This window comes from Paenibacillus zeirhizosphaerae (assembly GCF_030705605.1).
Classification (GTDB): Bacteria; Bacillota; Bacilli; order Paenibacillales; family Paenibacillaceae; genus Paenibacillus; species Paenibacillus zeirhizosphaerae.
In genome coordinates this window covers 131,636-157,444 of the sequence record NZ_JAPCKK010000001.1, presented here as the reverse complement: position 1 = coordinate 157,444, position 25,809 = coordinate 131,636, and the positions used below count along the sequence as shown (strand labels likewise).

The 25,809-nt window shown below is 53.7% G+C and carries 24 protein-coding genes and 1 riboswitch; of the genes, 5 read left to right on the top strand and 19 right to left on the bottom strand.

Annotation, left to right across the window (positions count from 1 at the left end; all coding sequences use genetic code 11):
* Window positions 1-31: 31 nt before the first annotated feature.
* Complete coding sequence (locus tag OIN60_RS00740; RefSeq protein ID WP_305752953.1) at window positions 32-538, bottom strand: GNAT family N-acetyltransferase; 507 nt, start codon at window positions 536-538, stop codon at window positions 32-34.
* A 217-nt stretch (window positions 539-755) separates the two neighbouring features.
* Here OIN60_RS00740 and OIN60_RS00735 point away from each other — a divergent pair, with 217 nt between their 5' ends.
* A complete protein-coding gene (locus tag OIN60_RS00735; RefSeq protein WP_305752952.1) occupies window positions 756-1,844 on the top strand; it encodes a M24 family metallopeptidase in 1,089 nt (362 codons plus the stop codon).
* 104 nt (window positions 1,845-1,948) lie between these two features.
* Here the strand turns inward: OIN60_RS00735 and OIN60_RS00730 are convergent, their stop codons facing one another.
* Window positions 1,949-3,346, bottom strand: a complete 1,398-nt coding sequence (locus tag OIN60_RS00730) for an L-cystine transporter (protein WP_305752951.1) — start codon at window positions 3,344-3,346, stop codon at window positions 1,949-1,951.
* Window positions 3,347-3,718: 372 nt separating this feature from the next.
* Here OIN60_RS00730 and OIN60_RS00725 point away from each other — a divergent pair, with 372 nt between their 5' ends.
* Window positions 3,719-5,410 carry a methyl-accepting chemotaxis protein gene (locus tag OIN60_RS00725; protein ID WP_305752950.1) on the top strand — a complete coding sequence of 564 codons (1,692 nt, stop codon included), beginning with the start codon at window positions 3,719-3,721 and terminating at the stop codon, window positions 5,408-5,410.
* A 402-nt stretch (window positions 5,411-5,812) separates the two neighbouring features.
* On the opposite strand, the gene OIN60_RS00720 is transcribed toward OIN60_RS00725, so the two are convergent.
* The 10 genes from OIN60_RS00720 to cobD form a co-directional block, all read right to left on the bottom strand.
* The gene (locus OIN60_RS00720) at window positions 5,813-7,390 is read right to left on the bottom strand and encodes a cobyric acid synthase (protein ID WP_305752949.1); all 1,578 of its coding nucleotides are present in this window, start codon (window positions 7,388-7,390) and stop codon (window positions 5,813-5,815) included.
* Window positions 7,391-7,444: 54 nt separating this feature from the next.
* Window positions 7,445-8,239 (bottom strand): adenosylcobinamide-GDP ribazoletransferase, encoded by a 795-nt coding sequence (gene cobS / locus OIN60_RS00715; RefSeq protein WP_305752948.1) that lies wholly within the window; start codon window positions 8,237-8,239, stop codon window positions 7,445-7,447.
* Window positions 8,236-8,787 (bottom strand): bifunctional adenosylcobinamide kinase/adenosylcobinamide-phosphate guanylyltransferase, encoded by a 552-nt coding sequence (gene cobU, locus OIN60_RS00710; RefSeq protein WP_305752947.1) that lies wholly within the window; start codon window positions 8,785-8,787, stop codon window positions 8,236-8,238. Before cobU ends, cobS begins: the two co-directional genes overlap by 4 nt.
* Complete coding sequence (cobT, locus tag OIN60_RS00705; RefSeq protein ID WP_305752946.1) at window positions 8,784-9,854, bottom strand: nicotinate-nucleotide--dimethylbenzimidazole phosphoribosyltransferase; 1,071 nt, start codon at window positions 9,852-9,854, stop codon at window positions 8,784-8,786. Before cobT ends, cobU begins: the two co-directional genes overlap by 4 nt.
* Before the next feature lie 47 nt (window positions 9,855-9,901).
* Complete coding sequence (locus tag OIN60_RS00700; RefSeq protein ID WP_305752945.1) at window positions 9,902-10,690, bottom strand: ABC transporter ATP-binding protein; 789 nt, start codon at window positions 10,688-10,690, stop codon at window positions 9,902-9,904.
* Window positions 10,690-11,736, bottom strand: a complete 1,047-nt coding sequence (locus OIN60_RS00695; protein WP_305752944.1) for a FecCD family ABC transporter permease — start codon at window positions 11,734-11,736, stop codon at window positions 10,690-10,692. The genes OIN60_RS00700 and OIN60_RS00695 overlap by 1 nt, the downstream gene beginning before the upstream one ends.
* Complete coding sequence (locus OIN60_RS00690; protein WP_305753173.1) at window positions 11,733-12,713, bottom strand: ABC transporter substrate-binding protein; 981 nt, start codon at window positions 12,711-12,713, stop codon at window positions 11,733-11,735. Before OIN60_RS00690 ends, OIN60_RS00695 begins: the two co-directional genes overlap by 4 nt.
* 164 nt (window positions 12,714-12,877) lie before the next feature.
* Window positions 12,878-13,074: riboswitch (cobalamin riboswitch) on the bottom strand.
* Window positions 13,075-13,204: 130 nt separating this feature from the next.
* Window positions 13,205-13,837 carry a histidine phosphatase family protein gene (locus OIN60_RS00685; RefSeq protein WP_305752943.1) on the bottom strand — a complete coding sequence of 211 codons (633 nt, stop codon included), beginning with the start codon at window positions 13,835-13,837 and terminating at the stop codon, window positions 13,205-13,207.
* A gap of 39 nt (window positions 13,838-13,876) precedes the next feature.
* Complete coding sequence (gene cbiB / locus OIN60_RS00680) at window positions 13,877-14,845, bottom strand: adenosylcobinamide-phosphate synthase CbiB (protein ID WP_305752942.1); 969 nt, start codon at window positions 14,843-14,845, stop codon at window positions 13,877-13,879.
* Window positions 14,835-15,935 (bottom strand): threonine-phosphate decarboxylase CobD, encoded by a 1,101-nt coding sequence (cobD, locus tag OIN60_RS00675; RefSeq protein WP_305752941.1) that lies wholly within the window; start codon window positions 15,933-15,935, stop codon window positions 14,835-14,837. Before cobD ends, cbiB begins: the two co-directional genes overlap by 11 nt.
* A 149-nt stretch (window positions 15,936-16,084) precedes the next feature.
* On the opposite strand from cobD, the gene lplA reads away from it, so the two are divergent.
* Window positions 16,085-17,086 (top strand): lipoate--protein ligase, encoded by a 1,002-nt coding sequence (gene lplA / locus OIN60_RS00670; RefSeq protein ID WP_305752940.1) that lies wholly within the window; start codon window positions 16,085-16,087, stop codon window positions 17,084-17,086.
* Window positions 17,087-17,149: 63 nt separating this feature from the next.
* Window positions 17,150-17,950, top strand: a complete 801-nt coding sequence (locus tag OIN60_RS00665) for a Cof-type HAD-IIB family hydrolase (RefSeq protein WP_305752939.1) — start codon at window positions 17,150-17,152, stop codon at window positions 17,948-17,950.
* 112 nt (window positions 17,951-18,062) lie between these two features.
* Here the strand turns inward: OIN60_RS00665 and OIN60_RS00660 are convergent, their stop codons facing one another.
* Window positions 18,063-18,545, bottom strand: a complete 483-nt coding sequence (locus OIN60_RS00660) for a GNAT family N-acetyltransferase (protein WP_305752938.1) — start codon at window positions 18,543-18,545, stop codon at window positions 18,063-18,065.
* 61 nt (window positions 18,546-18,606) lie between these two features.
* On the bottom strand, window positions 18,607-19,554 hold the full coding sequence (locus OIN60_RS00655) for a DMT family transporter (RefSeq protein WP_305752937.1): 948 nt from the start codon (window positions 19,552-19,554) through the stop codon (window positions 18,607-18,609).
* Between the two features lie 114 nt (window positions 19,555-19,668).
* On the opposite strand from OIN60_RS00655, the gene OIN60_RS00650 reads away from it, so the two are divergent.
* Window positions 19,669-21,093: an aminotransferase-like domain-containing protein gene (locus OIN60_RS00650; protein ID WP_305752936.1), complete on the top strand. Its 1,425-nt coding sequence runs from the start codon at window positions 19,669-19,671 to the stop codon at window positions 21,091-21,093.
* Between the two features lie 30 nt (window positions 21,094-21,123).
* Here the strand turns inward: OIN60_RS00650 and OIN60_RS00645 are convergent, their stop codons facing one another.
* From OIN60_RS00645 to cysT, 5 genes are all read right to left on the bottom strand, one after another.
* Window positions 21,124-21,906 (bottom strand): MBL fold metallo-hydrolase, encoded by a 783-nt coding sequence (locus OIN60_RS00645; RefSeq protein ID WP_305752935.1) that lies wholly within the window; start codon window positions 21,904-21,906, stop codon window positions 21,124-21,126.
* Between the two features lie 126 nt (window positions 21,907-22,032).
* Window positions 22,033-23,100 carry a sulfate ABC transporter substrate-binding protein gene (locus OIN60_RS00640; protein ID WP_305752934.1) on the bottom strand — a complete coding sequence of 356 codons (1,068 nt, stop codon included), beginning with the start codon at window positions 23,098-23,100 and terminating at the stop codon, window positions 22,033-22,035.
* A 30-nt stretch (window positions 23,101-23,130) separates the two neighbouring features.
* Entirely contained in the window at window positions 23,131-24,195 is a 1,065-nt protein-coding gene (locus OIN60_RS00635) for a sulfate/molybdate ABC transporter ATP-binding protein (protein WP_305752933.1), read from the bottom strand.
* Window position 24,196: 1 nt separating this feature from the next.
* Window positions 24,197-24,994: a sulfate ABC transporter permease subunit gene (locus tag OIN60_RS00630; protein ID WP_305752932.1), complete on the bottom strand. Its 798-nt coding sequence runs from the start codon at window positions 24,992-24,994 to the stop codon at window positions 24,197-24,199.
* Window positions 24,991-25,806, bottom strand: coding sequence for a sulfate ABC transporter permease subunit CysT (gene cysT, locus OIN60_RS00625; protein ID WP_305752931.1), 816 nt, complete (start codon window positions 25,804-25,806; stop codon window positions 24,991-24,993). The genes OIN60_RS00630 and cysT overlap by 4 nt, the downstream gene beginning before the upstream one ends.
* Window positions 25,807-25,809: the final 3 nt, after the last annotated feature.

Below are 25,809 nucleotides of genomic sequence, written 5' to 3'. Positions count from 1 at the left end.
GCAGACTATTGGACTTATAGGTGGGTTACATTCACCCTTCTACACGCTTGCCCAGGATGACCAGATCACGTTCGATTCCGTCCAGCACAGCAACACGCGGGTACAGTCCCCATTGTTCAAAACCGAATTTGCGCAGCAGCCCGAGGCTTGGCTCATTGTGACCGAAAACAAATCCCAGCACCGTCTGTACCCCCAGCCTTGGACATTCCTGCAACGCATGCTGAATCAACCTGCTGCCGATGCCCGCTCCCCGGATGGCTTCGCTGACATAGATGCTGATTTCCACCGTACCGTTATAGGCCGGTCTTCCATAAAAAGATTGCAGGCTTGCCCATCCGGCAATCCCGTTCACACCGCGTATCACCCATAGCGGCCGCCGCTCGGGATCATGCTCCTCAAACCAGCTCAAACGGCTGTCTATGGTTACCGGCTCCAAATCCGCCGTCACCATTCTGCCGGGAATGGTAGAGTTGTAGATATCCACGATTGCGGGCAAATCCTCCAATCGGGCAAGATCAATGATATACTGCTGTTCCATGTCAGAACCCTCCAATTACATGTATAACCCGGGATAATACAATCCGGCATGTAAACCTTATTCTACAAGAGAATCCGCAGGATCGTCATCTGTTTTGCATAACGCTCCCGGACAGATTTATAATAAACAGGACTAATGCCAATGCTCGCAGATTTCAAGAAACAGGCTGTGGTTGAACAGACGTACATAGAGAATACATTTGAGAGGGAGAATTGATATGGCTGACAAAATAAACGTTCTGTATAACGCGATGATAAACGGCGGGTGGAAGGGTGCGCTGGTCACCGACCCCATGCATATCTATTATTTGACCGGCTTTGCAAGTGAGCCACACGAAAGATTTCTCGGACTCCTGCTCGTGGACGGAGAGGAGCCTATGCTCATCGTCCCCGCCCTGGATGAAGAAAAAGCCCGTGAGAGTTCCTCCGTCAGCCGCATTATCACCCACACCGACACAGATAATCCGTATGAGCTTCTCAGCAGATTTATAGGCAGTGGTATTGATTCGTTCGCCATCGAGAAGGAGCATGTATCCGTCGCGCGTTACGAAATCCTTTCCACAACCGTGGGAGCACGCCGATATGTAGACCTCGGCCCCGTGCTGCGGGATATGCGGGTGAGAAAATCGGCGGATGAGGTGCAGCGTCTGAAGCATGCCGTCAGACTGGTCGAGGATGTGCTGCGTGACGGATTGACACATGTCCGCGAGGGCATGACCGAGGTGGAACTTGTCGCGGAGCTGGAATACCGGATGAAGAAGTTGGGCGCAGACGGCCCCTCTTTTGATACGACGGTGCTGTTCGGCACCAAAACAGCCATGCCTCATGGAGAACCCGGAACCAAGAAGCTGGCGCCGGGGGATCTGCTCATGATCGACATGGGCGTGTACGCCAACGGTTACGCATCGGACATCACCCGAACATTTGCGTTCGGCAGCCTGACCTCCGAGCTTGAGCATATTTATAATACTGTACTTCAGGCGAATCTGGCGGGAATCGCGGCCGCTCGTCCGGGAGTCACCTGCGCATCTGTGGACCAGGCGGCACGCGCTGTCGTTGAGGCGGCCGGATACGGCGCGGCATTCAATCATCGCGTGGGGCACGGCCTCGGCTTGGGCATTCACGAGTATCCTTCCCTGCACGGTGCTAATGAAGATCCGCTCGTGGAGGGTCTGGTCTTCACGGTTGAGCCGGGCATATATATTGCAGGCCAAGGCGGTGTCCGCATTGAGGATGACGTGCTGGTTACCGCAGACGGCGTCGAAGTGCTGACCTCGTTCCCGAAGGAGCTTACGATTCTGGCATAATGTGCTGACAGATGAAATCCAAAAAAGGGACTGTATCCAAAAGTCATCCATGATGACGGTGGAACAGTCCCCTTTTCTATACCATCGCAGCGGTTTATGCAGGCTTATAAGGCTGCCGTCGCATCCAGATCCGGCCCACGGTCGTTGTATACATCCTGATTGTTCTCTTTTAGAATCTTGCCGGAAATCAAGCCAGACGTAATCGAATCATTAACGTTCAGCGCAGTACGGCCCATGTCGATGAGCGGCTCAACCGAAATCAGCAGGCCAGCCAGCGCAACAGGCAAGTTCAGTGTGGACAGCACGATCAGAGAAGCAAAGGTGGCTCCGCCGCCAACACCGGCAACACCAAACGAGCTGATGACTACGACGGCGATCAAGGTGAGAATAAAATCCCAGCTTGTCGGGTCAATTCCGACAGTCGGCGCAATCATCACAGCCAGCATGGCCGGATAAATGCCTGCACAGCCGTTCTGTCCGATGGTAGCCCCAAAGCTCGCCGACAGGTTGGCAATGCCCTCGGATACGCCGAGCTTGCGGGTCTGTGTCTCTATATTCAGCGGAATCGTAGCCGCACTGGAACGAGAAGTGAACGCAAACACCAGGGTAGGCAAAACTTTGCGTACATAGGTTACCGGATTATATCCGAACAGTGATATCAGCACAAGGTGAATGACGAACATGACCAGCAAAGCCACATAGGAAGCAAGCACAAATTTGAGCAGCTTTAGAATTTCATCCGGATTCGTGGTTGATACCACTTTTGTAATGAGCGCAAGAATTCCGTATGGCGTTAACCGGAGCACGATCGTGACAATACGCATAACCACTCCATAGACCGCCTCAATCATGTTGCGGAAGGTCCGAGCCTGCTCCGGCTTCTTCCGGTCCAGCCCCAATACGGCCACACCTACAAAAGCGGAGAAAATAACAACTGCCAATGTAGATGTGCTGCGGGCGCCTGTCATATCTTCGAATGGATTGGAAGGGATAAATGACAGCACCTGCTGTGGAATGGTCAAATCCTCCACCTCTCCCACACGCTCCTCCAGAGCGGCCCCGCGTTCCTGTTCAGCATCACCGGCTGTAATTTCAATGGCCTTCAGATCAAAGGTTAAGCTTGTCACGATACTGACGGATGCGGCAATGGCCGTAGTGATCAGCAGCACCGCAATAATAGAGAAGCTCATTTTCCCCAGATTCTGTCTGCCCTTCAGATTCATGATAGCCGAGATGATGGACACCATGATCAGTGGAATAACGATCATTTGCAGCAGCTTAACGTATCCGTTGCCCACCAGATTGAACCAATCTACCGATTTAGCGATGGTATCCGAGCCTGCCCCGTATACAAGCTGCAAAATAACGCCATATACAATTCCCAGGCCCAGGCCTGTGAACACCCTTTTCGTAAAGGAAATGTGCTTTTTCTGCATCCAGTACAAAATCCCCAGCAACACCAGCATAAAAATCACGTTTAAAACAACCAGAAATGTATCCACAAAAGTTTCCCCTCTCTCTTTGCATTACCCGGAATCATTTCATAAATCAACGTTTCCGAACCTTCCTTTTTCTGGACATTAGTCCGCACTGAATACTATACCACAATTCCCGACTAAATAGGTGTGATTTATTTAATTTAATGTAATATATATGTCACGCAATACTTTTGATTCATATTTTATTTTTGATTGTAGTTAAAATTTACTATTCAACCTGCGGTCGATTTTGTAAAATAGGACTATCCTAGTTCTAAAGTGTTACGGATACCCGCCGCTTTACATACCGGTTAGCGTGCATCCGTCCGCAATCATGATGATAACGGGATTAGACAGGGCAAGTCAGCCCAAGAGAAATACGAAAGGAGATCACTTATGTTGCGCTTTAATCGCTCTATCGCAGCCAAGCTGAAGCTATTGAATATAGCGATCCTGCTGGCCGCTTCGCTGCTTTTCAGCATCAGCTTTTATGCCGTATCCATGAGTATCATCAACAGCTATGTTGTCCCACTGTCCGTTCAATCCCTTGAAACCGGTGCCCAGGAGTTGTACAGCAAATTGAATGCCACCCAGGCTCTCCAAACCCGCCAGAGCGGAGCCGGAGCGGTCATGACCGTGGAATCCTATCTTCAGGAAAAGGTAAGCGGTCTGAAGCTGGAATCCGCCTACCTTGCGACCGTTACAGATCAGGAGGTAGCCATTGTCGCCCGCAGCACTGCATCAGCCTATCAGATCGGGGACAAGCTGCCCTTCATGAAAGAAATGCAGCAGGCAATAGACAGCCATGAAAGACAAACAACCGGCGTATACAAGGATCAGTATGGAGTACATAAGACGGCTTTTTACTCGATTCCGGGAAGCAATTTGATTGTGGCCGTGAACACGGATGTAGGTTTTATCGAACAGAAAACCTCGCAAATCTTCTGGATTTGCCTCGTGATTACCGTAGCGGTCATCGCAGCAGGCTGGTTTGTATCCACACTGACCCTTCGCAAAATTACCCGACCGATTGCCGAACTTGTGAAGCATAGCGAGCAAATCGCTGCAGGCGATCTATCCCGTGAGCTGCATATCCGAGGGAAAGACGAAATCGCACAGTTGGCCGGAAGCTTCCAGAAGATGACCGGGAATTTGAAGGAAATGATCGGACAAGTATCCATCACCTCGAACGCCGTTGTTGAGGGATCGGACGATCTGCTGCGCCGGGTGGATGCGGTTAGCGGGACAGCCCGGCAAACGGCCCATTCCGCCGAGGAGGTAGCGAAAGGCAGCATGACCATTGCTACTGCGGCCTCCGAGAACGCGCGTGCGATGGAAGAGATTACACAGGGAATTCAGCATATCGCTGCATCGTCAGGCGAGGTGTCAGAGCAGATCAGCAAAGCAGCCGATGAGGCGGTTAATGGCAACACACTGGCCCAGAACGCTGTTTCTCAGATGAATCTTGTCGGAGAAGCCGCTGAAGAGTCCTTGAAGTATGTAAAAACGATGAATAAACGCTCTGAAGCAATCGGCGAGGTCGTATCCTCCATTTTTGAGATCACGAAGCAGATCCAAATGCTGTCGCTGAACGCTTCCATTGAAGCTGCACGGGCCGGAGAACATGGACGTGGCTTCGCCGTGGTGGCCGGAGAGGTACGCAAGCTGGCCGAACAGTCGAAAACAGCCACACAGCAAATTTCCGACTACTTGCTCACACTTAAAGAAGATTCCCATATGTCCGTCAATTCCATGAGCCGGGTGAACACTGAAATTGTAGCCGGGTCCGAATTGGTACAACGTGCCGGGGCGGCCTTTAACGAGCTCATGGATGTGATCCAGAATGTCAATATGACCATTCAGGCCGTCTCCGCAGCGACCGAAGAGGTGTCCGCAGGCTCCGAAGAAGTTAGCGCATCTGTCGAGGAAACAGCTAACATTACTGCCAGAGCGCAGGAGATGGTTCAAGAAATTGGACACAGCGCGGAACAACAGCTTGCCGAAATGGATGATCACGCCCGTACCGTACGGAAGCTGAATAAGGAAGCGTCGGCTCTGCAGCAGGCTGTGCTCAAATTCAAATTGTAGCTTTTGCAGCATTGGGTGGTCTGAGGTGCTTCTTTCGCAGGTTGGGAGACGCTCCGAGAACGAAGCATTCCTGCAATCGCTGTTGACTCTTCGCGCCAAAGACGAACGCTCTGCTTTTCCGGAATTGCTTCGTCCTCTCCGCTGCTCCGTGCATCACCCTACTTCAAGATGCCCTGCAGAAATCGCCAATGTCCTGCAATTTCCGCGGGGGAGTAAAGTCGAGAACAGGGGCAAGCTCTCCCTGTTCTCTAGCTTATACTCTTCATGTGTGATGCTGGTATATGAGAAAGAGCGAGTATTGTGGGGCTCTGACCACGGATACTCGCTCTTTTTTTAAATCTTTTCGTAATTTAAAGCTGCTTGCCTACTGTTGTTTATTCTCTTTAACGGGCAGCCCTTTTCTTAGTTTAACCCCATGATGCTGTATACCCTTTTCATATCCAAATGGGCACGGACGAGGTCGGCAACCCGGTCGAACTCACGCTCTTTGGCTTCCCGTGCGTCAAAGGTTTGCCCCAGCGGAGATAGTCCTTTGTTCAGCCGGATACCGTCCAACCAGGAACGGCGCAGCCTGTCATTATCAAACACGCCATGGAGATACGTCCCCCACACCCTTCCGTCAGTTGTGGCACTCCCCTCATCGAAAGGGGACTCCTCCCTTCTGCTTACCCTGAACAAGGGCCGCAGGCTTTCCGGGTCCCCATCCATCCGTTCAGTAACTCCCATATGTATCTCATAACCTGTGATGGGGAAAGACTCTGCTGTCTGGTTCGCCAACGACAGAGGATGGGTCGTCGCTAGGGTGCCGCTGACTCGAACCGTCTGCTTTTCTTTAAGGAATGTCGTAATGAGCGGCAGCCAGCCGAGCCCTTCCGCTTCCTGCGGCTGTCCTGCTTCAACCGCTTCCGGGTCCAGCAGCCGCCGGCCAAGCATCTGGTAACCGCCGCAAATACCGACAAGCTGTCCGCAGCCCTTTTGCATAGCCAAGCGGATATCCTCGTGAATTCCCTGCTCCCTCAGGACTTCTAGATCGCCGATCGTATCTTTGGTTCCTGGTAGAATGATGGCATCCGGTACGCCAAGCTGCCCCAGCTCCGTAACAAACCGTATACTTACATCCGGCTCGCCCGCCAACGCGTCTACATCTGTAAAGTTCGAAATCCGCGGATACCGGATCACCGCAATATCCAGTTCCTTTCCCTGCGCCCGTGACTTGGGCAGCTTATCCAGCACAACCGAATCCTCCGCCTCAATCTTGATGTCCGGGATATACGGCAAAACACCGAGGACCGGAATCCCTGTCCGCTCTTCCAGCCAATCCAGCCCAGGCTGCAGCAGCGACAAATCACCTCTGAACTTGTTGATGATAAAACCTTTGATCCGCTTGACTTCATGTGGCTCCAGCAATTCAATGGTTCCCACAAGAGAGGCAAATACCCCTCCACGGTCGATATCGGACACCAGCAGCACAGGAGCGTCCGCCCAGCCGGCCAGATTCATGTTCACAATATCCCGCTGCTTCAGATTGATCTCTGCCGGACTGCCCGCGCCTTCCATCAATACGATATCGTACTTGCTGCGCAGCCGGTCAAGCGCATCCATAACGGTCTGTTTGGCCTGCGGCAGAAAGTGGTTCCGGTAATCGGATGCGCTCATATGGGCATAAGGCACTCCATGTACCACAATTTGCGAATGCATATCCCTGACCGGCTTGATCAGGATCGGATTCATGTCAGTTGTTGCTTCAATTCCGCTGGCTTCCGCCTGAACTCCCTGCGCTCGTCCGATCTCCTTGCCGTCCGCCGTGACGTACGAGTTCAGCGCCATATTTTGTGATTTAAACGGGGCAGGCCGATATCCATCCTGCTTGAAAATCCGGCATAGGGCCGCAGTAACGACACTCTTGCCGACATCCGAAGCTGTGCCCTGAAGCATCAGGACAGCGGCAGTTGGCTGCCCTGCTGTTTTCTTTTCGGCCATTTCAGGGTCCCCCTCTATATTGAATCGATTTGGTATTTAGGCCGCAGTCTGCCTTTACAACAGCAGTCTGTGCAGCAGCACAGCCGCAAGCAGCAGCAGTGCCTCCAGCAGCTCATTTAGTGCGCCGTACACGTCACCGGTCAGTCCGCCAAGTCGCCGACTGATCCGTTCCGCTGTCCATTTGCCGGCAAGCCATGCCAGAACCGGGAGCGTCGGAAATGCAGCCATGAACGGATGCCATAGACCAGTCCAGTTCAGAAGCGCAAGCAGCACAGTCATTCCGGTGGCAAGCAGTGCCGCAAGGCGGACCTCACGCCCTCTGAGCGTTTCGAAATGTCCTGCCAGCCCTTCACCCTGACGCGCCTTGGGCCAGCCGCCCAGAGCAGCCACCATGAACCAGCGACTCCAAATTAGGGGCAGCAGCAGCACAGTGGACCAAAGCCCTTCATCCATGACTGTGTAGATGAGAGAAAGCTTCAACAGCAGAAGCAGGACACAGGCGATTACACCCATCGCTCCTACCCTGCTGTCCTTCATAATCTCCAGCATACGTTCCCGTGAACGGTAGCTCAGGAGAGCATCCGCCGAGTCCATCCATCCGTCAAGATGCAGCCCTCCGGTGAGCCATACCCACAGCATCAGGATTAGAACGGCTGCCGGGAAGGGCGGCAGAAGAAAAGCGGACAGATACGCCGCAGCCCAGACAACAGCGGCAATAGCGAGGCCGACAAGCGGATAATAAACGGTGCTTCTTTGCAGCAGTTCAGGCGAGAAATCGCCTCCGGACTTGACCGGAAACCGCGACAGGAACTGGAACGCCGTTGCCGCCGACTCAAGCCACCGCTTCACAGCCGGTACTCCAGACGTTTTAATTCAACGGCGACACCCGCGGTGACGAGAAATACTTCTTCGCAGATGCCCGCAACCCGCTGATTCATCATCCCGCTCAAATCGCGGTACAGCCGTCCCAACGGATACTCGGGAACGATGCCGCTGCCAACCTCATTCGTCACGAGCATAAGCTCCCCTGGATACGATGACGATGCTTCCACCAGGCGTTCAATCGCCTCGCGGGCCGCTGCTTCGCCATCGTTCCCGGCTGCGAGCAGGACATTGGACAGCCATAATGTAAGACAATCAACAAGCACGGCAGGCGGTTCCCCGTTGCTGGCAAGCCGATTTAGCAGGTCAGGAAGGTCGAGCGGCTCCTCCAATGTCCGCCAAGGATAAGTAACAACGGAACGTTGGCTGCGGTGAAGAGCGATCCGTTCCTTCATCTCGTCGTCGAAGGCCTGCGCCGTTGCCACGTACACTGCCTCGCCTGCTCGGGACATACAGAGCCTCTCGGCGAAGCTGCTTTTGCCGCTGCGCGCCCCGCCTGTAATCAGCGACTTCATACTTCCGGCACTCCTGTTCCGTCGGAAACGCCAGCACTGGCAAACGTCGCCATCTCATGCATGACCGCACAGGCCGAATCCAGCAAATGCAGGCTCAAGACACCACCCGTGCCTTCTCCGAGCCGCATGTCCAGTTGAAGCATCGGCTCCAGGCCGAGAATCTCTAGCAGCACGACATGCCCTTTCTCGCCAGAGACATGCGAAGCCAGCATATAATCAAGGCTTGCCGGGCACAGTCGGCTGGCTGCCAGCGCCGCCGCACCGGAGATGAACCCGTCAAGGACGACGGGACAGCGCCGGGCTGCAGCTCCAAGAATGAGACCCGCCATGCCGGCGATCTCCAATCCGCCCACCTTCATCAGCACGTCAATAGCGTCTTCCCTGTTCGGCTGATTGACGGACAGCGCCTGCTGGACCGCAGCCGTTTTGCGATTCAGCCCCTCGTTGTCCACCCCCGTACCGCGTCCGACGAGCAGAGAAGGCTCCAGCCCGGTTAACGCGCAGGCAACCGCCGCGCTCGCTGTCGTATTCCCAATGCCCAGCTCACCGGTTACAAAAAGCTGTATCCCCTGATCACAAGCCTCGTCAGCGATAGCCGCACCGAGAAGAATCGCCTTCTCCGCTTCCTCACGCGTCATAGCCGGGCCCTTGGCCATATTGGCGGTGCCTTTTCTTATCTTCCGGCTCAATAACGAGGGATGGCTGACATCCGCGTTTACGCCCATATCAACACAGATCACGTCCGCACCCGCCTGACGGGCAAATACATTAACGGCCGCACCTCCAGCCAGCATGTTAAGCAGCATCTGGGGAGTTACCTCGGCAGGATAGGCGCTGACGCCTTCCTCACACACCCCATGATCCGCAGCCATGACCACCACGGCTTTCCGGGACAGTTCAGGCTTCGGCTGGCCGGTTATGCCCGCTGCCCGAATGGTCAGGCTTTCCAGCTTGCCAAGGCTGCCCGGCGGTTTCGTCAATTGGTCCAGGTGAGCCGCAGCCAGCCGCATGGCTTCTTCATCAGGCAATGCTATACTATGGACAAGCCGTTCCAGAGCTTCATTCATCCTTCCACTTCCTAACCTTAAGGTTTTATTAGAGAACAGAGCTGACTCTATTCCCTTCGTTTCAGCATAAGCTGCGGAACCGCGCTGTCGGGATGGGGCATGACGTGACTATCCACTCCGAACCAGCGGTGGATGTTATTTTCCGTAAGCAAATCCCCAGGTGTTCCGGCCCCTTCGATACGACCTTCCTTCAGTACGAGAAGACGATCGCAGAATTGCGCCGCCAGATTCAGATCGTGCAGCACGGCAATAATGGTGATGCCTGCCTTCCGCCGCCACTCGGCCAGCAGCTCCATGAACTGGAGCTGATAATGAAGATCCAGGTATGTTGTCGGCTCATCCAGCAGCAGAATCTGCGGGTTCTGAGCCATCACCTTGGCGAGCGCTACCCGCTGCCGCTGGCCCCCGCTGAGCTGATCCAGCCTCCGCTCGGCAAGCAAGGCAAGCCCCAGTTGGTCCAGCACACGATCAACGATATCCTCAGCCGTATCCCTGCCCGCCCAATCCAGATGGGGGTATCTACCCATTTCCACTACATCTCTGACCGTATATCCGACCGGTGGCACCCCATCCTGCTGCAGCACAGCTACGATGCGTGACAGCTCCTTACGTTTGTAAGCTGCCGCTTCCTGGCCAAGAATACGAACGCTTCCATCATCCGGCCCATCCACCCCTGACAGCAGCCGGAGCAGCGTAGATTTGCCGCTCCCGTTCGGGCCGACGACTCCCCACCATTCGCCAGAGGCGGCACCCCAGCTTACATCAGCCAGCGCCTGTACCCGGCCAAAGACTTTGTGTACGCCCGATATATCCACTGCCCTTGTACTCATGTTCATCACGACAGTTCTCCTCCCCGCCGCTTCTTGTTCCGCTGCAGCAAGTATGCGAAGAACGGAGCGCCCACAAAGGCAGTAACTACACCCAGCGGAATCTCCGTCGGTGCCAGCAGCGTGCGTGCCGCCGTATCCGCCCACACTATGAATATGGCTCCTCCCAGCGCGGACAGCGGTATGATCAGCCGGTAATCGGGTCCGGTCAGCAAGCGGATCATATGGGGGACAACCAGTCCCACGAACCCGATCACCCCGCAGACAGACACCGACGCCGCTGTCAGAAAGGTCGCTGTAATCAGCACCCAGAGCTTGGTTCTATCCACATTCACGCCCATATAAGCGGCCTGTCCTTCACCTAATGCCAGCATGTTCAGCACACGAGCTTTGCTGCACAGGAGGATCAGTCCGAGAATGACATAAGGAAGAATAATACCAGGATAGGCCCAGCCCTTCAAGCCGAGGCTACCCATCGTCCAGTATAAGATTTCATTAACAGTCTCCTTAGACATGGCGGTGAGAAAAGAGACTACTGCCCCCAGAAAGGACTGCATAACGACACCGGAAAGAATCAGGCTTTGGGTGGGGATTTTCCCATTCTCTCTTGCCAGCAGAATCACCAAATATAAAGTAAGAATTCCGGTCGTAAATGCTACCAGCGGCAGCGTCCAAAGTCCGAAAAACGAGTACTGAAGTCCCCAGTAAATCAAAAATGCCGCTCCGACCGAAGCCCCCGACGATACCCCCAGTGTAAAAGGATCGGCCAGCGGATTGCGCAGCACGCCCTGGAAAGCCGCACCTGCAAGTGCAAGCGCAGCCCCTGTCAGCATACCGAGCAGAACACGTGGCAGCCGCACATTGACAATAATCTGCTCGGTGGGCCCCTCCCAGAACGGCGTAATGTAGGACCCTATCCAAGGCAGATGATGAATCAAAATTCCCGCAATATGCTGAACAGGCAGGCGCACCGAGCCGATGCCCAGACAGATCAGAACGGTCAGGATCAGCAGGATCAATCCGGCCAGTCCGTAAACGATAAGCTTGCGCTTCATTTAAAAACTTCCGGATAGATACCCTTGGCGACTTCCTTCAGCCCTTCCGTCACACGTGGTCCCGGGCGGCTGATCAGATTATCGTCCAGCCCGAAAATACGGTTGTTACGGATCGCATTGATATGATTCCAGCCGTCGCGTCCTTTGATCATCTGCTCCAGGGTCTGTCCATTCTCATCCACCACGCTTTTGCTGTACAGAATGACATCCGGATTGGCCGCGATGACCTTCTCTTCGCTGATCTGATTCCAGCCCTTCGTATCGGAGGCGATGTTTTCCCCGCCTGCCAATGTGATCATCTCGTCCATGAACTCGCCCTTGCCAACCGTCCAACCGGGCGAAAATTCAACGTATACCCGCAATCTCTGGGAGTCGCCGATATTTTTAACGCCCTCTTGTACCTCTGCAACATCTGCCTTCATTTTATCGGTTATAGCCTTAGCTTCCTGCTGACGGTCCATAATTGTTCCATAAAGGGTAATGTTATTCATGACATCCTCAACCGATTTCGGATCTGTCTTGAAGATGGTAATGCCTAGCTCGCGCAGCTTATTGACAGCTTCCTCGTCCATCGATATGCCCGTAAAGACAACGTCCGGCTGGGCCGCGATAATGGCCTCTTCATTCGGCTTTGTAATTCCACCCATCTTCGGCTTGGATTTAGCCACTTCGGGATAATCGTCATAATCGGACACTCCAACGATTTCCGTGTCCAAACCAATGGCGAACAGCGCCTCCGTCTCGGCAGGAGATACGGATATCACCTTCTCCGGAGCCTTTTCAAAAGTAAACTCCTGTCCGGTCGCATCCTTAACAGTCAGCGGATAAACCGTAGCACCTGGCTCTGCCGCCGGGGCTGTCTGCTGAGGAGAGGTGCTGCTGCCTGCGTCCTCATTGCTTCCTCCGGTATTGCCGCATGCAGCCAGCGCTGCAGTCAGTATCAGTGCGAGCAGCACGGTCATCCAAGTCTTTAACATTCTGGTCACAGGTGTACTCCCCTTTTCTTCTGTAGATTCTGGCTTTATACAAGAGAACCCGGCCCTCATGAGAGGACCGGGCTCTGCGTCAGCCGATATCCGCGGCAGGCTTATACCGCGCGGATTCATCGCCGCGAACCCGCCATCCTTTCCGCGAAGGAGCGACGGTATAAGCAGATCAGGCAGGTCTCCTGACTTACGGGAAGTGCGCAGACGGTGCCTGCCCGCCTCGGCAGTGGCATTTCACCGTCCAACCCGTTTCACAGTGGCGGGACCGTGCCGGAATCACACCGGCTTCCCTTTTAACAGAACGGCGGGATTCGAACACCCCTGCGACGCTCTGACCTGATCTGCTTTCAAATTCAATCAAAGCCGTACTTTTCAAAGTGATTATAGGTGAAAAAAGACGGCTGTACAACCCGCCCGGATGGTAGCCATAGCGGCAATTCAAGGAAAGCCCGCCTGGGCCGGGATTACAAATTTGTGAACAATCATACGTCTCCCAGCCAGCTTCCCGTAATCCGCCCCTCCTGATAACAAAGTCGCAGCCCCGCCACGCCAGCCGGCGGTACGTGAATGGACCAGAAGCCAACACCGGGCACAGTGAGCACGGCCAGTTGGCGAATCACACCTCCATGCGTGACAGCCAGCACCGCAGGAATGTCCTCCACACCGCTTCCTTCCTGCGCCAGTCCTCCCTCTTGCAGGGAATTCAAAAAACCGACCAACCTGCCTTCAAAATGCTCCAGCCTCTCGCCGCCGGGCGGTGTAACACAACGCGGATCATCGATCCAAGACCTGTACATTTGCAAATGCTTAAGCGATTCGTAGGTTTCACCGTCCCAAGCTCCAAAATCAAGTTCACGCAAGCGTGCATCCATAACGGCTGCAGCTGCCAGCTCAGGAGCGGCCAGTCTCAACGTCTCTGTACAGCGGCGGAGGTCGCTGCTGTACACTCTGGCAAAGCGCCTCTTGCGCAGACCATGCGAGAGTGGACGCAATTCATCCTCCGCACCGGGCAGCAACCCCGGATTAGCGTGTCCCACATAACGCTTATCGCGGTTCCATGAAGTTGTCCCATGTCGGACCAGAATCAAATCCAGCTCATGAGATGTACTGCTCATACCCCATTCCTCCCTCCCGGGATTCCAAACGTTATACGTTTACAGCAACATTACCATCCGTACAATACCCTCTGCCGCGAGACACAGCAGGACGAATAACCAGGAAGAAAGAAACATCAGCGCGACCGTCCGCCTGATATCCTCCTCTTCGAACTGACGGGTCGGGTCTCCCATATAAGCCCTGAAGGAGCGCACCCCATGGTACACATTGTAGCCCCCAAGTCTGACACCGAGCGCTCCCGCCACCGCCGATTCCGGGAACCCGCTGTTCGGGCTCGGATGCAGGCGTGCGTCACGCCATACCGTCAGCCAACTGCGAAGCGGTTCCAGCCTTTTTAACCATGCTGCGGCTACCAGTAGAATCGCAGTCAACCGTGCAGGAATAAAATTGGCCGCGTCGTCAAGCCGAGCGGATGCCCAACCCAAATGGATGTATTTCTCGTTTTTATAACCGACCATCGAATCCAGCGTATTGACCGCACGGTAGGCCATGGCCAGCGGCGCGCCACCGATCAGCGCATAGAACAAAGGCGAAATGATCGCGTCAACGATATTTTCCGCTATCGTTTCGACCGTTCCACGCACAATTTCGGGCTCATCCAGTTCCTTGGTATCCCGCCCCACAATCATGCCAAGCGCTGCGCGGGCAGCGGGCAGATCACCGGAACGCAGTTCTTTGTATACCGCTATGCCAGCATCCTTCAACCCTTTGGTGGCAATGGTCGTAGCAATCAGCAGCACCTCCGCACCGATAGCCAGCCAGGGATGGATTTTCCCAAGCAAAATTACAGTTAACCAGGTCAGCAGATACGCAGCCCCCACAACGATCAGGGGAAGCAGCAGCCCTGCCCACCGCAAAACCACCGCGCTGCGGGCATATCGGCGTATGCCGCTTTCCACAAGGGAGATCAGCTTGCCCATGCCGATAACGGGATGAGGAATCCAGCGCGGATCCCCAATGATCCGGTCCAGGATGTAAGCAGCCAGAATAATGAGGCTACCTGTCACGCCGTTCCTCCTCCAACACACGCCCCATCGTTTCCAGCAGCAGCAGGTTATCCTTCCGGTCTTTAACTGCAATTCGGAAATGGTTTTCTGTCAGACCCGGATACATTGCACAGCTTCGAATCAGCATGCCGCGCCGTCCCAGCACCTCCTGAAGCTCGGACGCCCGCCACATTCCCGGCGCACGGACGAGCAAATAATTAGCCTCGCCCGGAATCGCCGCATATCCCAGCTCCGCCAGCCCTGTCAGCAGTCGTTCCCGTTCAGTCTGGACAAGCTCCAAAGTTCGCTCTTCATAATCGCTGCCGGTTTGCAGACAGGCTTCCCCTGCCAGCAGCGCCAGCCCATTGACGCTCCAGGTCACCTGCTTGGAGGTCATGCGGCGGATCATACCCGGATGGGCCACAGCATAGCCGAGCCGAAGTCCTGGAATCGCGTAAAACTTCGTCATGGATCGGATAAGAATCACGTTCGGATACCGTTCCAGGCTTTGCAGCAAGGATACCCTCTGTTCCAGAGGGATAAAGTCCGTAAATGCCTCATCCACCACAAGCACAGTCCCTGTCCTTGCAGATGCGGCAGCCAAGGAAGCAAGCTCTTCCTGATTATATTGTACGCCATTAGGATTATTCGGCTGTCCGAGGAAGAGCAGGTCTACCTCTTCCATCAGACCGATCATCTCCGCTGTCTCCGCCCTCCACTGCTGCGATGCTCTGCCGTACACCCTGCTTACCTCTGCCCCGAATTTGGCCGCAAGCTCCCCATACTCCGAAAAGCACGGCTCCACGATGCCTACTCGCGCCGGTGCGAGAGCCAGCAGCACAAGGGCCATGCATTCCGCCGCCCCGTTGCCGATGCCAATCCATTCAGGTGCCAACTTCAAACGACGGGACAGCAGGCTCTTCAACGTCCGGTGACCAGGATCCGGATACCGGATGACCGCGCGTAGACCGTTGCGAAGCGCCTCCCTCACTTCAGGAGGCGGACCCAGCGGATTAATATTGGCGCTGAAATCGATAAAATCAGTCGCCCGCCTGCCAAACACGGCAGCAGCCGTCTCCATATCGCCGCCATGGCCAAATACTTCAATCATGTCCATCAACCTTTCTGGACGAATCCAGTTGCTGGTTCCCATTATGACGCTGCATTTCCCGTTCCGTCAATCGGTACAAGTCTTTTGTGTCATGTCGCTAAATCAGTTACAATGAAAAGACGAATCTTGTCATAAACGGAGGAAAGAACATGCTCTTTATCGATAATAAAGGAATCACAGATCCCGCCGTCAACCTGGCGATTGAGGAATATGCCCTGAAGCACCTCCCACTGGACGACAGCTACCTGCTGTTCTATATCAACAGACCGTCCGTTATTATAGGTAAGCATCAAAATACGGTGGAGGAAATCAACAACGAGTACGTGAGGGAAAACAATGTACAGGTCGTACGCCGTTTGTCGGGCGGAGGGGCCGTGTATCACGACCTTGGAAATCTAAATTTCAGCTTCATCACCAAGGATGACGGCCAATCCTTTCACAATTTCCTCAAATTCACCCAACCGGTGATCGATGCCCTGCACGATATGGGCGTCAATGCGGAAATGACCGGTCGCAACGATTTGCAGGTCGGTGAGAAGAAAATTTCGGGCAACGCCCAGTTTGCGACACGGGGACGCATGTTTAGCCACGGTACGCTCATGTTTAACCTTAATTTGGACCATGTGCAAGCATCCCTGAATGCCAACCCGGAGAAATTCAAATCCAAGAGCACCAAATCCGTGCGCAGCAGGGTCGCTAACATTGCCGACCTGATGGATCACCCGATGACGATTGAAGAGTTCCGCGCCGAGCTGCTTCGCCATATTTTCGGCCTGGAGCATGATCAGGTGCCGCAATACGAACTGACAGAAGCCGATTGGACCAAAATTCATGAAATTTCCGCCGAGCGTTATCAATCCTGGGACTGGAATTATGGTCAATCACCTGAGAGCAATATCAAGCATGTGAAGAAATTCCCGGTCGGCCTGATCGATATCCGGATGGATCTGAAGGATGGACGGATCCGGGAAATCAAGATCTACGGCGATTTCTTCGGCGTCGGCGATGTAGCGGATATTGAAGATGCGCTGCGCGGCCAGCGCTACGAAGAAGCAGAGGTTCGTGAGGCGCTGTCTTCTCTGGACATCAAGCACTATTTCGGCAATCTGGAGCTGGATGATTTCATCGGACTTGTATTGCTTGAAGACTAAGCAGCAAGTTCCAATCCGCAATACCAAACCGTACTTATAGATATAAAAGGAGAGAGAACCATTATGTATAAACTGATCGCCATCGATATCGACGATACGCTAATCAATGATGAGAAAGAAGTTACTCCTGGAACGCAGAAGGCGCTGGAAGCGGCTGTTGCCAAGGGTGTTGTGGTAACGCTGGCTACCGGGCGCGCCTATGCTTCAGCGCAGGCCATCGCACGCCAGACCGGTTTGAATGTGCCAATCATCACCTATCAGGGGGCGCTGGTTAAAAACCTGCTGGATGAGAAGGTATTGTATGAGCGCTACGTTCCAATCGTCGCTGCCCGGCGTCTGTTTGAATTCTGCCTGGAACGCAACCTCCATCTTCAGACATATGTGAATGACAAGCTGTATGCGCGTGAGGAAAACCAGAAGCTGCTCGACTACTGTGCGTTGAACAAGACACCTTACTACATCGAGCCGGTTTTCAGCAAAATGATCGAACAGCCTACCCATAAAATGCTGATTATCGATGAGCCGGACTATCTGGATGAGATTGCGCCGCAGTTGCGTGAGCTGCTGGGAGACGAGGTGCACATTACGAAATCCAAGCCTTACTTCCTCGAAATCATGCATAAAGAAGGCACCAAAGGTCATGCCCTGACGTTCCTGGCGCAGCATTTCGGTTGTGACCTGTCCGAAACGATCGCCATCGGCGATTCCTGGAATGACCATGAAATGCTGGAATGCGCCGGGCTTGGCGTGGCCATGGGCAATGCCATTGACGCGCTTAAAGAGCTTGCCGACTACGTTACACTCTCCAATAACGAAGACGGCGTCAAACATGTGATCGATAAATTTGTGCTGAACGCGGTCTAAGCCACAGGCACGGGTTTACAACGTATTCACTGCAAAGAAGCCTCTTTCCCTTTTAGATGGAAGAGGCTTCTTTTTCATATTAACGTCATCTCCGGCCCTCTGTCCGTCGTATTCATTCCAGTTCCAGCTCCATAAATACATTCGCTCTTGCATAAGGCATGGGCCCGATTTGCTCAACCGAAACGTGTTTGAAGCCAACGGATTCGTAAAGATGAACGGCATTCGGCAGCTTGGTGCTGCTCCCTAAAAAGAGAGAAGCTGCCCCAAGCTCGCGTGCGCGGTGAATAGCGGCAAGAATGATTCTCCGCCCGTATCCACGCCCCCGGCACTCGGGTTCAACGCTCATCTTCGAAAGTTCGAACACGCCAGCTCCGGTCGGCACGAGTGCAGCGCAGCCTACGATGGAATCGCCTGCGCGGGCGATCAGTACGTCCCCTCCTCTATCCACGATGTTTCTTACCGGGTTATCGAGGATGAAGCGATCGGCCTCTTCGATGGTGAAGATGCGGGCAATCCATTCCTCGTTAAGGGTTTTAAAGGCACTGGCTTCTTCAGGCGTCTGCATCGAAGTGATCACGAGCACGGTTTCAGTCATGTTGTTTCCTCCCCTTGATGGTGCTATCTCAGTACTACAGTGAAGGCGCTTATCATGCTTGTCAGTCTATAACTTTATTTTTCTGGCCCAATATTTTATTTCCTGAAAATAGTTTTCCTTTACGCCGGAGCCAATCCCAGGCCGATTGGTTCATAAAAATCATTCCCCCCAGAATCAGGACAACACCCGCGAGACTGATCAGACTGACCTCTTCCCCGTACAGAAGCACGCCTAGACCTACGGCAATCGGCGGAGATATATAGAGCCATGTCGAAGGAAACAACGGATTCGTCCGCGCCATAATCCAGTAAAACAGGCTGTGGCCCGCCATGGAGCCAATTACGGTCAGATACAGCAGCGAAGCGGCAGCTGGAATAGGGCTCCAATTGCTGATTTGCCAGCTCTCGGTGAACAACGATAAGACAAGCAGTAGAAGACCACCGTGCAGCATCTGTGCGGCATTCAGGGCAATCGGATTTGTACCCGCCAGCTTTGTGATAACATGTTTTGAATACAGCGCGCCTCCCGTGTAGCAAACCTCTCCTGCCAGAACCAGCACACATCCCAGCACCCACAACCCGCTTACATCCACAACAATGCCCGGAATCATAACCAACACTACACCTGTAAACCCTGCCAGACAGCCGATAATGGAGCGGCGTGACACCTTTTGCCGCAGCAGCAGGGACTGGATTAGAACGATCATCAGCGGGCCGGTTGCAGACAACACGGCACCGATTCCTGAGCTGACATGCTGTTCTGCCCAATACAGGGCGGCAAACGTGCCAAACGTTAATCCCGCACCGCTGATCATCGTCTCTTTGCGCAGCAGAAGCGATATCTTCACCTTCCCCGTCATCCGCAGCAGAAGCAGAACAATTACACCCGCAGTAGTAAAACGGACCCCACCCGACAGAAACGGGGGAAGTCCCGCATCAATTCCCACTTTAATGGCCAAAAAAGTCGTCCCAAAAATCAGACACATGACGACAAAAGCAACACCTATCATCTTGTTCCCCCCTTGTTGTGCTTCATGATAAAGCAGCAGGGGCAGAACAGTCGAAATTAGATAGAACAGATTGGAAGCATATAAGGTACAATGAAGAAAAGGAGCGTGAGGAAGATGACGGTTAAGGCAGCTTTTTCGGCTGATGCCGCCTTCAAGCTGTATGAACAGGTAATGAATTATATAGAAGTGCGCATAGAACGCGGGGAATGGAAGGAACACGAAAGGCTTCCCTCTGTACGCAGGCTCTCGGATGATCTGGGCGTACACAGGCTGACCGTATTCCGTGCTTATCAGGAGCTGAAAACTAAAGGCAGAATCTACGTCAAGGATAAATCAGGTTATTATGTACAGCCACCAAACGGGCGGGTAGATCGGGAACCGGCAGAAGACCCCGTGTACGGAAGCTGGGCGCGTGCGGATGAGCTTTCACGCATTCACTCCATTCAAGTGGACTATCAGTTCTCCAAAGCATTGATTGACCCCGCCCTGCTGCCGAACCGATTCTGGTCGGAGCTAATGACAAATGTGTTCCGCGAGTATCCTAAGCTGCCTGGCACCTACTCGACTGTTCAGGGAGATGCAGAACTGCGTGGAGCGCTGGCGGATCACTTTTCCAATACAGGGTTTGACTTATCCGCTGACGAACTGCTCATTACTTCCGGCGGACAACAGGCCATCGATCTGACGGCAAGGACTCTGATTCGTCCCGGAGACCGCGTGCTGGTGGAGCGTCCCGCATACGGACCGGCTATGGAAATCTTCCGCAGGCAGGGAGCGCGTCTGCTGACGGTAGATATCCGGCCGGATGGGTATGATCTGGAACGGATTGAACAATGCATGCGCACCGAGAAACCACGGCTTTTTTATATCAATCCGACCTTTCACAATCCAACAGGCTTCACCATACCTGCCGCACAGCGCAAGCTGCTGCCTGAGCTAGCCGAACGGTACGGGTGCGTCATCCTTGAGGACGACAGCACTTATGACATTCACTTCGGCCTTAAGACTCCGCCACCGGTATTCACCTACGCCACAACCGGGCATGTCATTTATATCCGCAGCTACAGCAAGTATGTTGCACCTGGATTGCGGATTGCTGCGCTGGCCTGCCGTGCAGAGCATATGCCGGGTCTGCTGGCAGCCAAATCGTTGGCCGATAACGGCTCCCCGCTGCTGAACCAGAAGCTGTTCCTGCACTATTTCCGTTCTCCACGCATGCAGCAGCATCTGGAGAAGCTGTGCACGGCGCTGCAGCTTCGCAAGGAGACGATGGAGCGTTGCCTGTCGGACTCCGGGTGGGCATGGAACAGTCCTGTCGGCGGGCTTAACCTGTGGGTCCGGCTTCCGCGCCAAGTAGACATGCGCTCATTCCTGCAGGCCGCGCTGACACAATCCGTATCCTTTATACCGGGACATGTGTTTGATCCGTTGGCCTCCATGGAAAATCCGTATATCAGGCTATCCTATCCTTTTGCCAACGAAGCGCAGATCCGTGAAGGGATGCGGAGGCTGCTTTCTGTCTATGAATCTCTTAAATAAGAGAATGAGCTCCTAAACTTCGAAGGAAGGCTAGTTGTCCTTGTACGCAAGCCTAACCTGAGTTCCCGTCCGGGCCAAAGCAATTCCGTCCGCCAGTGAATAGGCCTGATTCACGTCCACATCATGAGACATATGAGTAAATAGTGTCCGTTTGGGCTTGAGCTCGACCAACAGCTCCTGAGCCTCCAGCATGTCATACACCGAACGGGTGGAGTACTCTGCTTCTTCATGGTAGAAGCTGGTTCCAAGCACTAGCAGATCCAGCCCGTTCAAAGGCTTCTTCTCGGCTTCATTCAGGCCAATAGCGTCCGAGCAGTAGGCCCATGTGAAGCCGCTTTTTGTCAGCCGGTATGCGTAAGAGTAGCCGTTCTTGCCATGATTGACACGCCAGCCCTGGATGTCCCAGCCACCCAGCCGGATGCCGCCGTCCGCAGGCAGCAGGTCCAAATTCCCTTGCAGCCATGGAAACTGACGCAGGATGACGTCAATGACTTCCTGCGGAGCATACAGCCGTCCCCGCTTGCCCAGCCAGCGGCAGGCATCCGCCCACTCCGGCAGTCCAGCAATGTGATCAAAGTGGGCATGAGTAACCAAAATTGTATCTGTATGGCGTATGCCCATATTTTCCATCTGTGTACGCCAGTCCGGGCCACAATCGATGAGGAACGATTCATCATCTCCTTCTACCAGCACTGATGACCTCAGCCTCCGGTTAGCTCCTGTCAGACGTGCTTCCTCACATACACTGCAGTTGCAGTAAACACGGGGAACTCCCATGGCATCCCCTGTTCCCAGAAAAGTAAGTTGGTTCATACTAACCTCTTTCTAACCTCTTTTCTCCATTATACCTGCACCCTGTTATAGAAAGAAACACTGCCCACCCGTATAGGGCGAATCGGCAGTGTTCTTCGGAAACCAATATTTGATTCTTCAAGCTTTTTATAAGCCGGCCAATACCTGATACCAGATTCCCCGCTTGGAATACAGTTCGTCCCTCACCTTGTCCCATCCACCCAGATACTCGATATCAAACAAACCGGACGGCTGGGGAAAGCTGCTTTCCATTTCATTATAGACTTTTTCATCCACAGGGCGAAACCCGTTTTCGGCAAAAATCCGCTGTGCTTCTTCCGACTGCAGATAGTCTACAAACGCTTCAGCCAACTCACGATTGCCGTGCTTATCCACATTTTTATCGACTACTGCGGCCGGATTTTCGATCAGAATCGTATGCTTGGGAATGACGATCTCGTACTTGACCCCCTTGGCGATTCGAGCCAGCAGTTCGTTTTCATAGGTGACAATGACATCGCCCACTCCGTATTCAAAGGCAGCCATCGACGCCCGGCCGCTTTTATCCAGCGACTCGACATTCTGGTGAACATCCGCCAGAAACTGCTTCGCTGCTGCCGGGTCCTTTTTGCCTTTTTCCTCCGATATCTTCAAGCCCGCACCATAGATCGCATTAATGTCCCACTGGGCACCTCCAGAGGTCTTCGGATTCGGATACAGCACTTTGACCCCAGGCTTGGTTAAATCCGCAAAATCCGTAATGCCAAGCGGATTCCCTTCCCTTGTACCCAGCACAACAATAGAACGCGTAATCATGCCCTCATGCTGCGCTTCCTTCCATCTCGGACTGACCAGACCGGCGCTGACGAGCTTCTGCACATCACCTTCCATAGCCAGCATGGTGACATCCGCCTCAAAGCCACCGGCAATAGCCCGCGCCTGAGTCCCGGAAGCTTCATATGATTCCTGGAATTCGACCTTCTGACCAGTCCCGGCCTCCCACTTTTCCTGAAAACGGGGAATGATCTCAGCCATCGCATCCTTGACCACGCTGTAAGCTCCGATGACAAGCGTCGCATCCGCCGGCCGGCCACTGGCCGCGGCTTCCTGCGCCTGATCCGTTCCACCGCACCCAGCCGCCACTGCCGCTACAATCGACAGCAAAAGCAGTGCCGACAACATACGATGCTTTGTTTTGCTCAACCTGCTCCGCATATCACATGCTCCTCGCTGTCCTCTTCTTCATCAGATCATGACCGGCATCGGGTCTTCCTTCAGCCTGTTCTCCACCATCCAGCTTGACTCATCGTTGAAGAGATAGGCCCGGTGAATAAGCACCCGCACTTCCTCGCCAGGATGAAGCGTTGGCTTCTCCAGCGACCTGTAGGTAATGAGACGATTGCTGCCCACCTCAACCTCTACCATCCATTCGCTGCCACGAAAATGCAAATGCCGGACTGTGCCTGTTTCCGTTGCGGAACGGAGTGTAAATTCATGATCATATCCCATTTCAATATATTCCGGACGAATCAATGCCCGGACCCCGGGTCCTGCGGTTGTATCGAAGCCCTTCAAGGTTGAAGCATCCTCCACGATCGTGGATTCACCGATAAAGGAGGCGACAAACGGTGTGCCCGGGCTTTTATAAATATCCCAAGGCGTGCCCTTCTGCTCTAGGCGCCCCTGATTGATGACCATAATCTCGTCGGCTACCTCTATCGCTTCGTCCTGGTCATGTGTAACGAAGATAGACGTAATGCCCACTCGCTCGATCAAGTCACGCAGCCAGGTACGCAGCTCCTGGCGTATTTTGGCATCAATGGCGGCGAAGGGCTCGTCGAGCAGCAGCAGTTGCGGCTCGGGAGCAAGCGCACGTGCAAAGGCCACCCGTTGGCGCTGGCCTCCCGAGAGCTGATGAGGGTAGCGTTTTTCGAAGCCTTTGAGGCCAGTCAGCTCCACTAGCTCCATGACTCGTTCCCTAATTTGCGCCTTCGGCGTTTTTTTGATCTTCAAGCCAAAGGCGATGTTTTCAAACACGGTCATATGCTTAAATAACGCATAATTTTGAAAAACAAATCCAATTCCGCGTTCCTGCGGAGGAAGATCATTGACACGCTGCCCATGGAAAAGGATATCCCCGCCGTCCGGGCTTTCCAGACCAGACAGCATTCTCAGAATCGACGTTTTGCCCCCTCCACTCGGACCGAGCAGACCGATCAGATGGCCTTTGGCAATTTCGAAAGACACGTCCTTAACCGCATGAAAGCTGCCAAAATGCTTGTTCAGATTGCGAACCTCCACGTGCTGCATATCAGTGCACTTCCTTTCTTTTTTTGGACCATTCCATGATGAGCAGCAGCGCCGCGGAAAAGGCAGCCAATACAAGCGCCAATCCGTTCGCTGCAGTAACATTGAAGTTCTCCACATCCTGATACACGAGTGTCGTGGCCGTTTGTGTCTTGTTCATGATATTGCCCGATACGACCAGCACGGCGCCGAATTCGCCCAGTGAACGGGCCACCGTAAGCACAACACCGTAAATGACAGCCCAGCGAATGGAAGGCCAGGTAACGTACCAAAAGGTTCTCCATCCATAAGCCCCCAGTGTAGAAGCAGCTTCCTCCTGCTGAGCCCCGATTTCCTGCAAAACAGGCATAATCTCCCGCACCATCAGCGGAAACGTTACAAACAGAGTGGCGATCACCATACCAGGGAAGGCGTATACCACCTGAAACCCGCTTCTCTCAAAGAATGTGCCCATAATACTGTCCGGACCAAGCAGCAGCACGATCATGAGCCCTCCAATGACCGGCGAGACCGCATAAGGCAGATCCACAATGCTGTTCAATACGTTTTTCACCCGGTCACTCAGCCAGTTCGCTCGAACCAAGTAAATGGCCATCATAACGCCGAACAGCGTATTCAACAAGGTGACGACAACAACAACGGCTCCGGTCATCATCAGGGCGTGCAGCGCCTCGGGCCGCAGTAAAGCGGCGGTAAAGCCTGAGATTCCCTGAGCGAAGGCCCCTGTTACTATCCGGATCAACGGAATGATGATCAGCAGGATAAATACAAGATAAGTAAGACTGATCCACAATTTTTTCATCGTCTTCTCCCTCTTGTCTGAACGATGTTGATGCCCCACAGAATGAGAAAGGATAAGGTCAACAAAATAACGGATACTGCGGCCGCACCCACCGGATTGTCGCTTTCGACCTCCCCGTAGATGAACACCGACGCGACCAGCGTTCTTCCCGGAATATTGCCCGCTACCAGCACGACCGCACCAAATTCCGCCAATGCCCTTGAAAAGGCCAGCATGCCACCGCTCACCATGCCTGGCAGCATGGACGGGAGAATCACCCTCCAGAACGTCCGGCTCCTGGATGCACCAAGCGTGTAAGAAGCTTCCTCCTCGGACGGATCAATTTCCTCCAGCAAAGGCTGAACCGCCCGGATTACAAATGGAAACGTCACAAACACCATGGCAATCACGATGGCCGGCTGATGAAATACGATTTCAAAGCCAAGACTTTCAGCCAACCGTCCAACCAGACTACCCGGTCCCAGCAGCAGCAGAATCATCAGTCCTCCGACGGCCGTAGGTAGTGCAAACGGCAGATCCACCAGACTATTCAGAAGAGAACGCCCTCGAAATCTGTACCTCCCCAGCACCCAGGCGATCATTGTGCCGATGATGATATTGATCACAGTAGCCATCGCCGCCATTCTCAAGGTCAGCAGCACCGCTTTCCAAGCGATGGGGTCCCTGATGCTTTCCATAAATACAGTCCATCCGAGCGTAACGGAGTTATAGTACACTCCCGTAATAGGCAGAATGACCAAAACGATAAAATACAATAAAACGGTTGAGCGGAACCCCCACGTCCATCCCTTGTAACGGAAAACTGTATTCATTCT

Coding starts and splice junctions, on each gene's coding strand:
- OIN60_RS00630 (WP_305752932.1), bottom strand. CDS start 24,994: ATGAAAAAATTGTGGATCAGTCTTACTTATCTTGTATTTATCCTGCTG.
- OIN60_RS00735 (WP_305752952.1), top strand. CDS start 756: ATGGCTGACAAAATAAACGTTCTGTATAACGCGATGATAAACGGCGGG.
- OIN60_RS00645 (WP_305752935.1), bottom strand. CDS start 21,906: ATGAACCAACTTACTTTTCTGGGAACAGGGGATGCCATGGGAGTTCCC.
- OIN60_RS00650 (WP_305752936.1), top strand. CDS start 19,669: ATGACGGTTAAGGCAGCTTTTTCGGCTGATGCCGCCTTCAAGCTGTAT.
- cysT (WP_305752931.1), bottom strand. CDS start 25,806: ATGAATACAGTTTTCCGTTACAAGGGATGGACGTGGGGGTTCCGCTCA.
- OIN60_RS00640 (WP_305752934.1), bottom strand. CDS start 23,100: ATGCGGAGCAGGTTGAGCAAAACAAAGCATCGTATGTTGTCGGCACTG.
- OIN60_RS00740 (WP_305752953.1), bottom strand. CDS start 538: ATGGAACAGCAGTATATCATTGATCTTGCCCGATTGGAGGATTTGCCC.
- OIN60_RS00660 (WP_305752938.1), bottom strand. CDS start 18,545: ATGACTGAAACCGTGCTCGTGATCACTTCGATGCAGACGCCTGAAGAA.
- OIN60_RS00725 (WP_305752950.1), top strand. CDS start 3,719: ATGTTGCGCTTTAATCGCTCTATCGCAGCCAAGCTGAAGCTATTGAAT.
- cobT (WP_305752946.1), bottom strand. CDS start 9,854: ATGAATGAAGCTCTGGAACGGCTTGTCCATAGTATAGCATTGCCTGAT.
- OIN60_RS00700 (WP_305752945.1), bottom strand. CDS start 10,690: ATGAACATGAGTACAAGGGCAGTGGATATATCGGGCGTACACAAAGTC.
- OIN60_RS00720 (WP_305752949.1), bottom strand. CDS start 7,390: ATGGCCGAAAAGAAAACAGCAGGGCAGCCAACTGCCGCTGTCCTGATG.
- cobU (WP_305752947.1), bottom strand. CDS start 8,787: ATGAAGTCGCTGATTACAGGCGGGGCGCGCAGCGGCAAAAGCAGCTTC.
- OIN60_RS00690 (WP_305753173.1), bottom strand. CDS start 12,713: ATGTTAAAGACTTGGATGACCGTGCTGCTCGCACTGATACTGACTGCA.
- lplA (WP_305752940.1), top strand. CDS start 16,085: ATGCTCTTTATCGATAATAAAGGAATCACAGATCCCGCCGTCAACCTG.
- OIN60_RS00635 (WP_305752933.1), bottom strand. CDS start 24,195: ATGCAGCACGTGGAGGTTCGCAATCTGAACAAGCATTTTGGCAGCTTT.
- cobD (WP_305752941.1), bottom strand. CDS start 15,935: ATGATTGAAGTATTTGGCCATGGCGGCGATATGGAGACGGCTGCTGCC.
- OIN60_RS00695 (WP_305752944.1), bottom strand. CDS start 11,736: ATGAAGCGCAAGCTTATCGTTTACGGACTGGCCGGATTGATCCTGCTG.
- OIN60_RS00655 (WP_305752937.1), bottom strand. CDS start 19,554: ATGATAGGTGTTGCTTTTGTCGTCATGTGTCTGATTTTTGGGACGACT.
- OIN60_RS00685 (WP_305752943.1), bottom strand. CDS start 13,837: ATGAGCAGTACATCTCATGAGCTGGATTTGATTCTGGTCCGACATGGG.
- OIN60_RS00665 (WP_305752939.1), top strand. CDS start 17,150: ATGTATAAACTGATCGCCATCGATATCGACGATACGCTAATCAATGAT.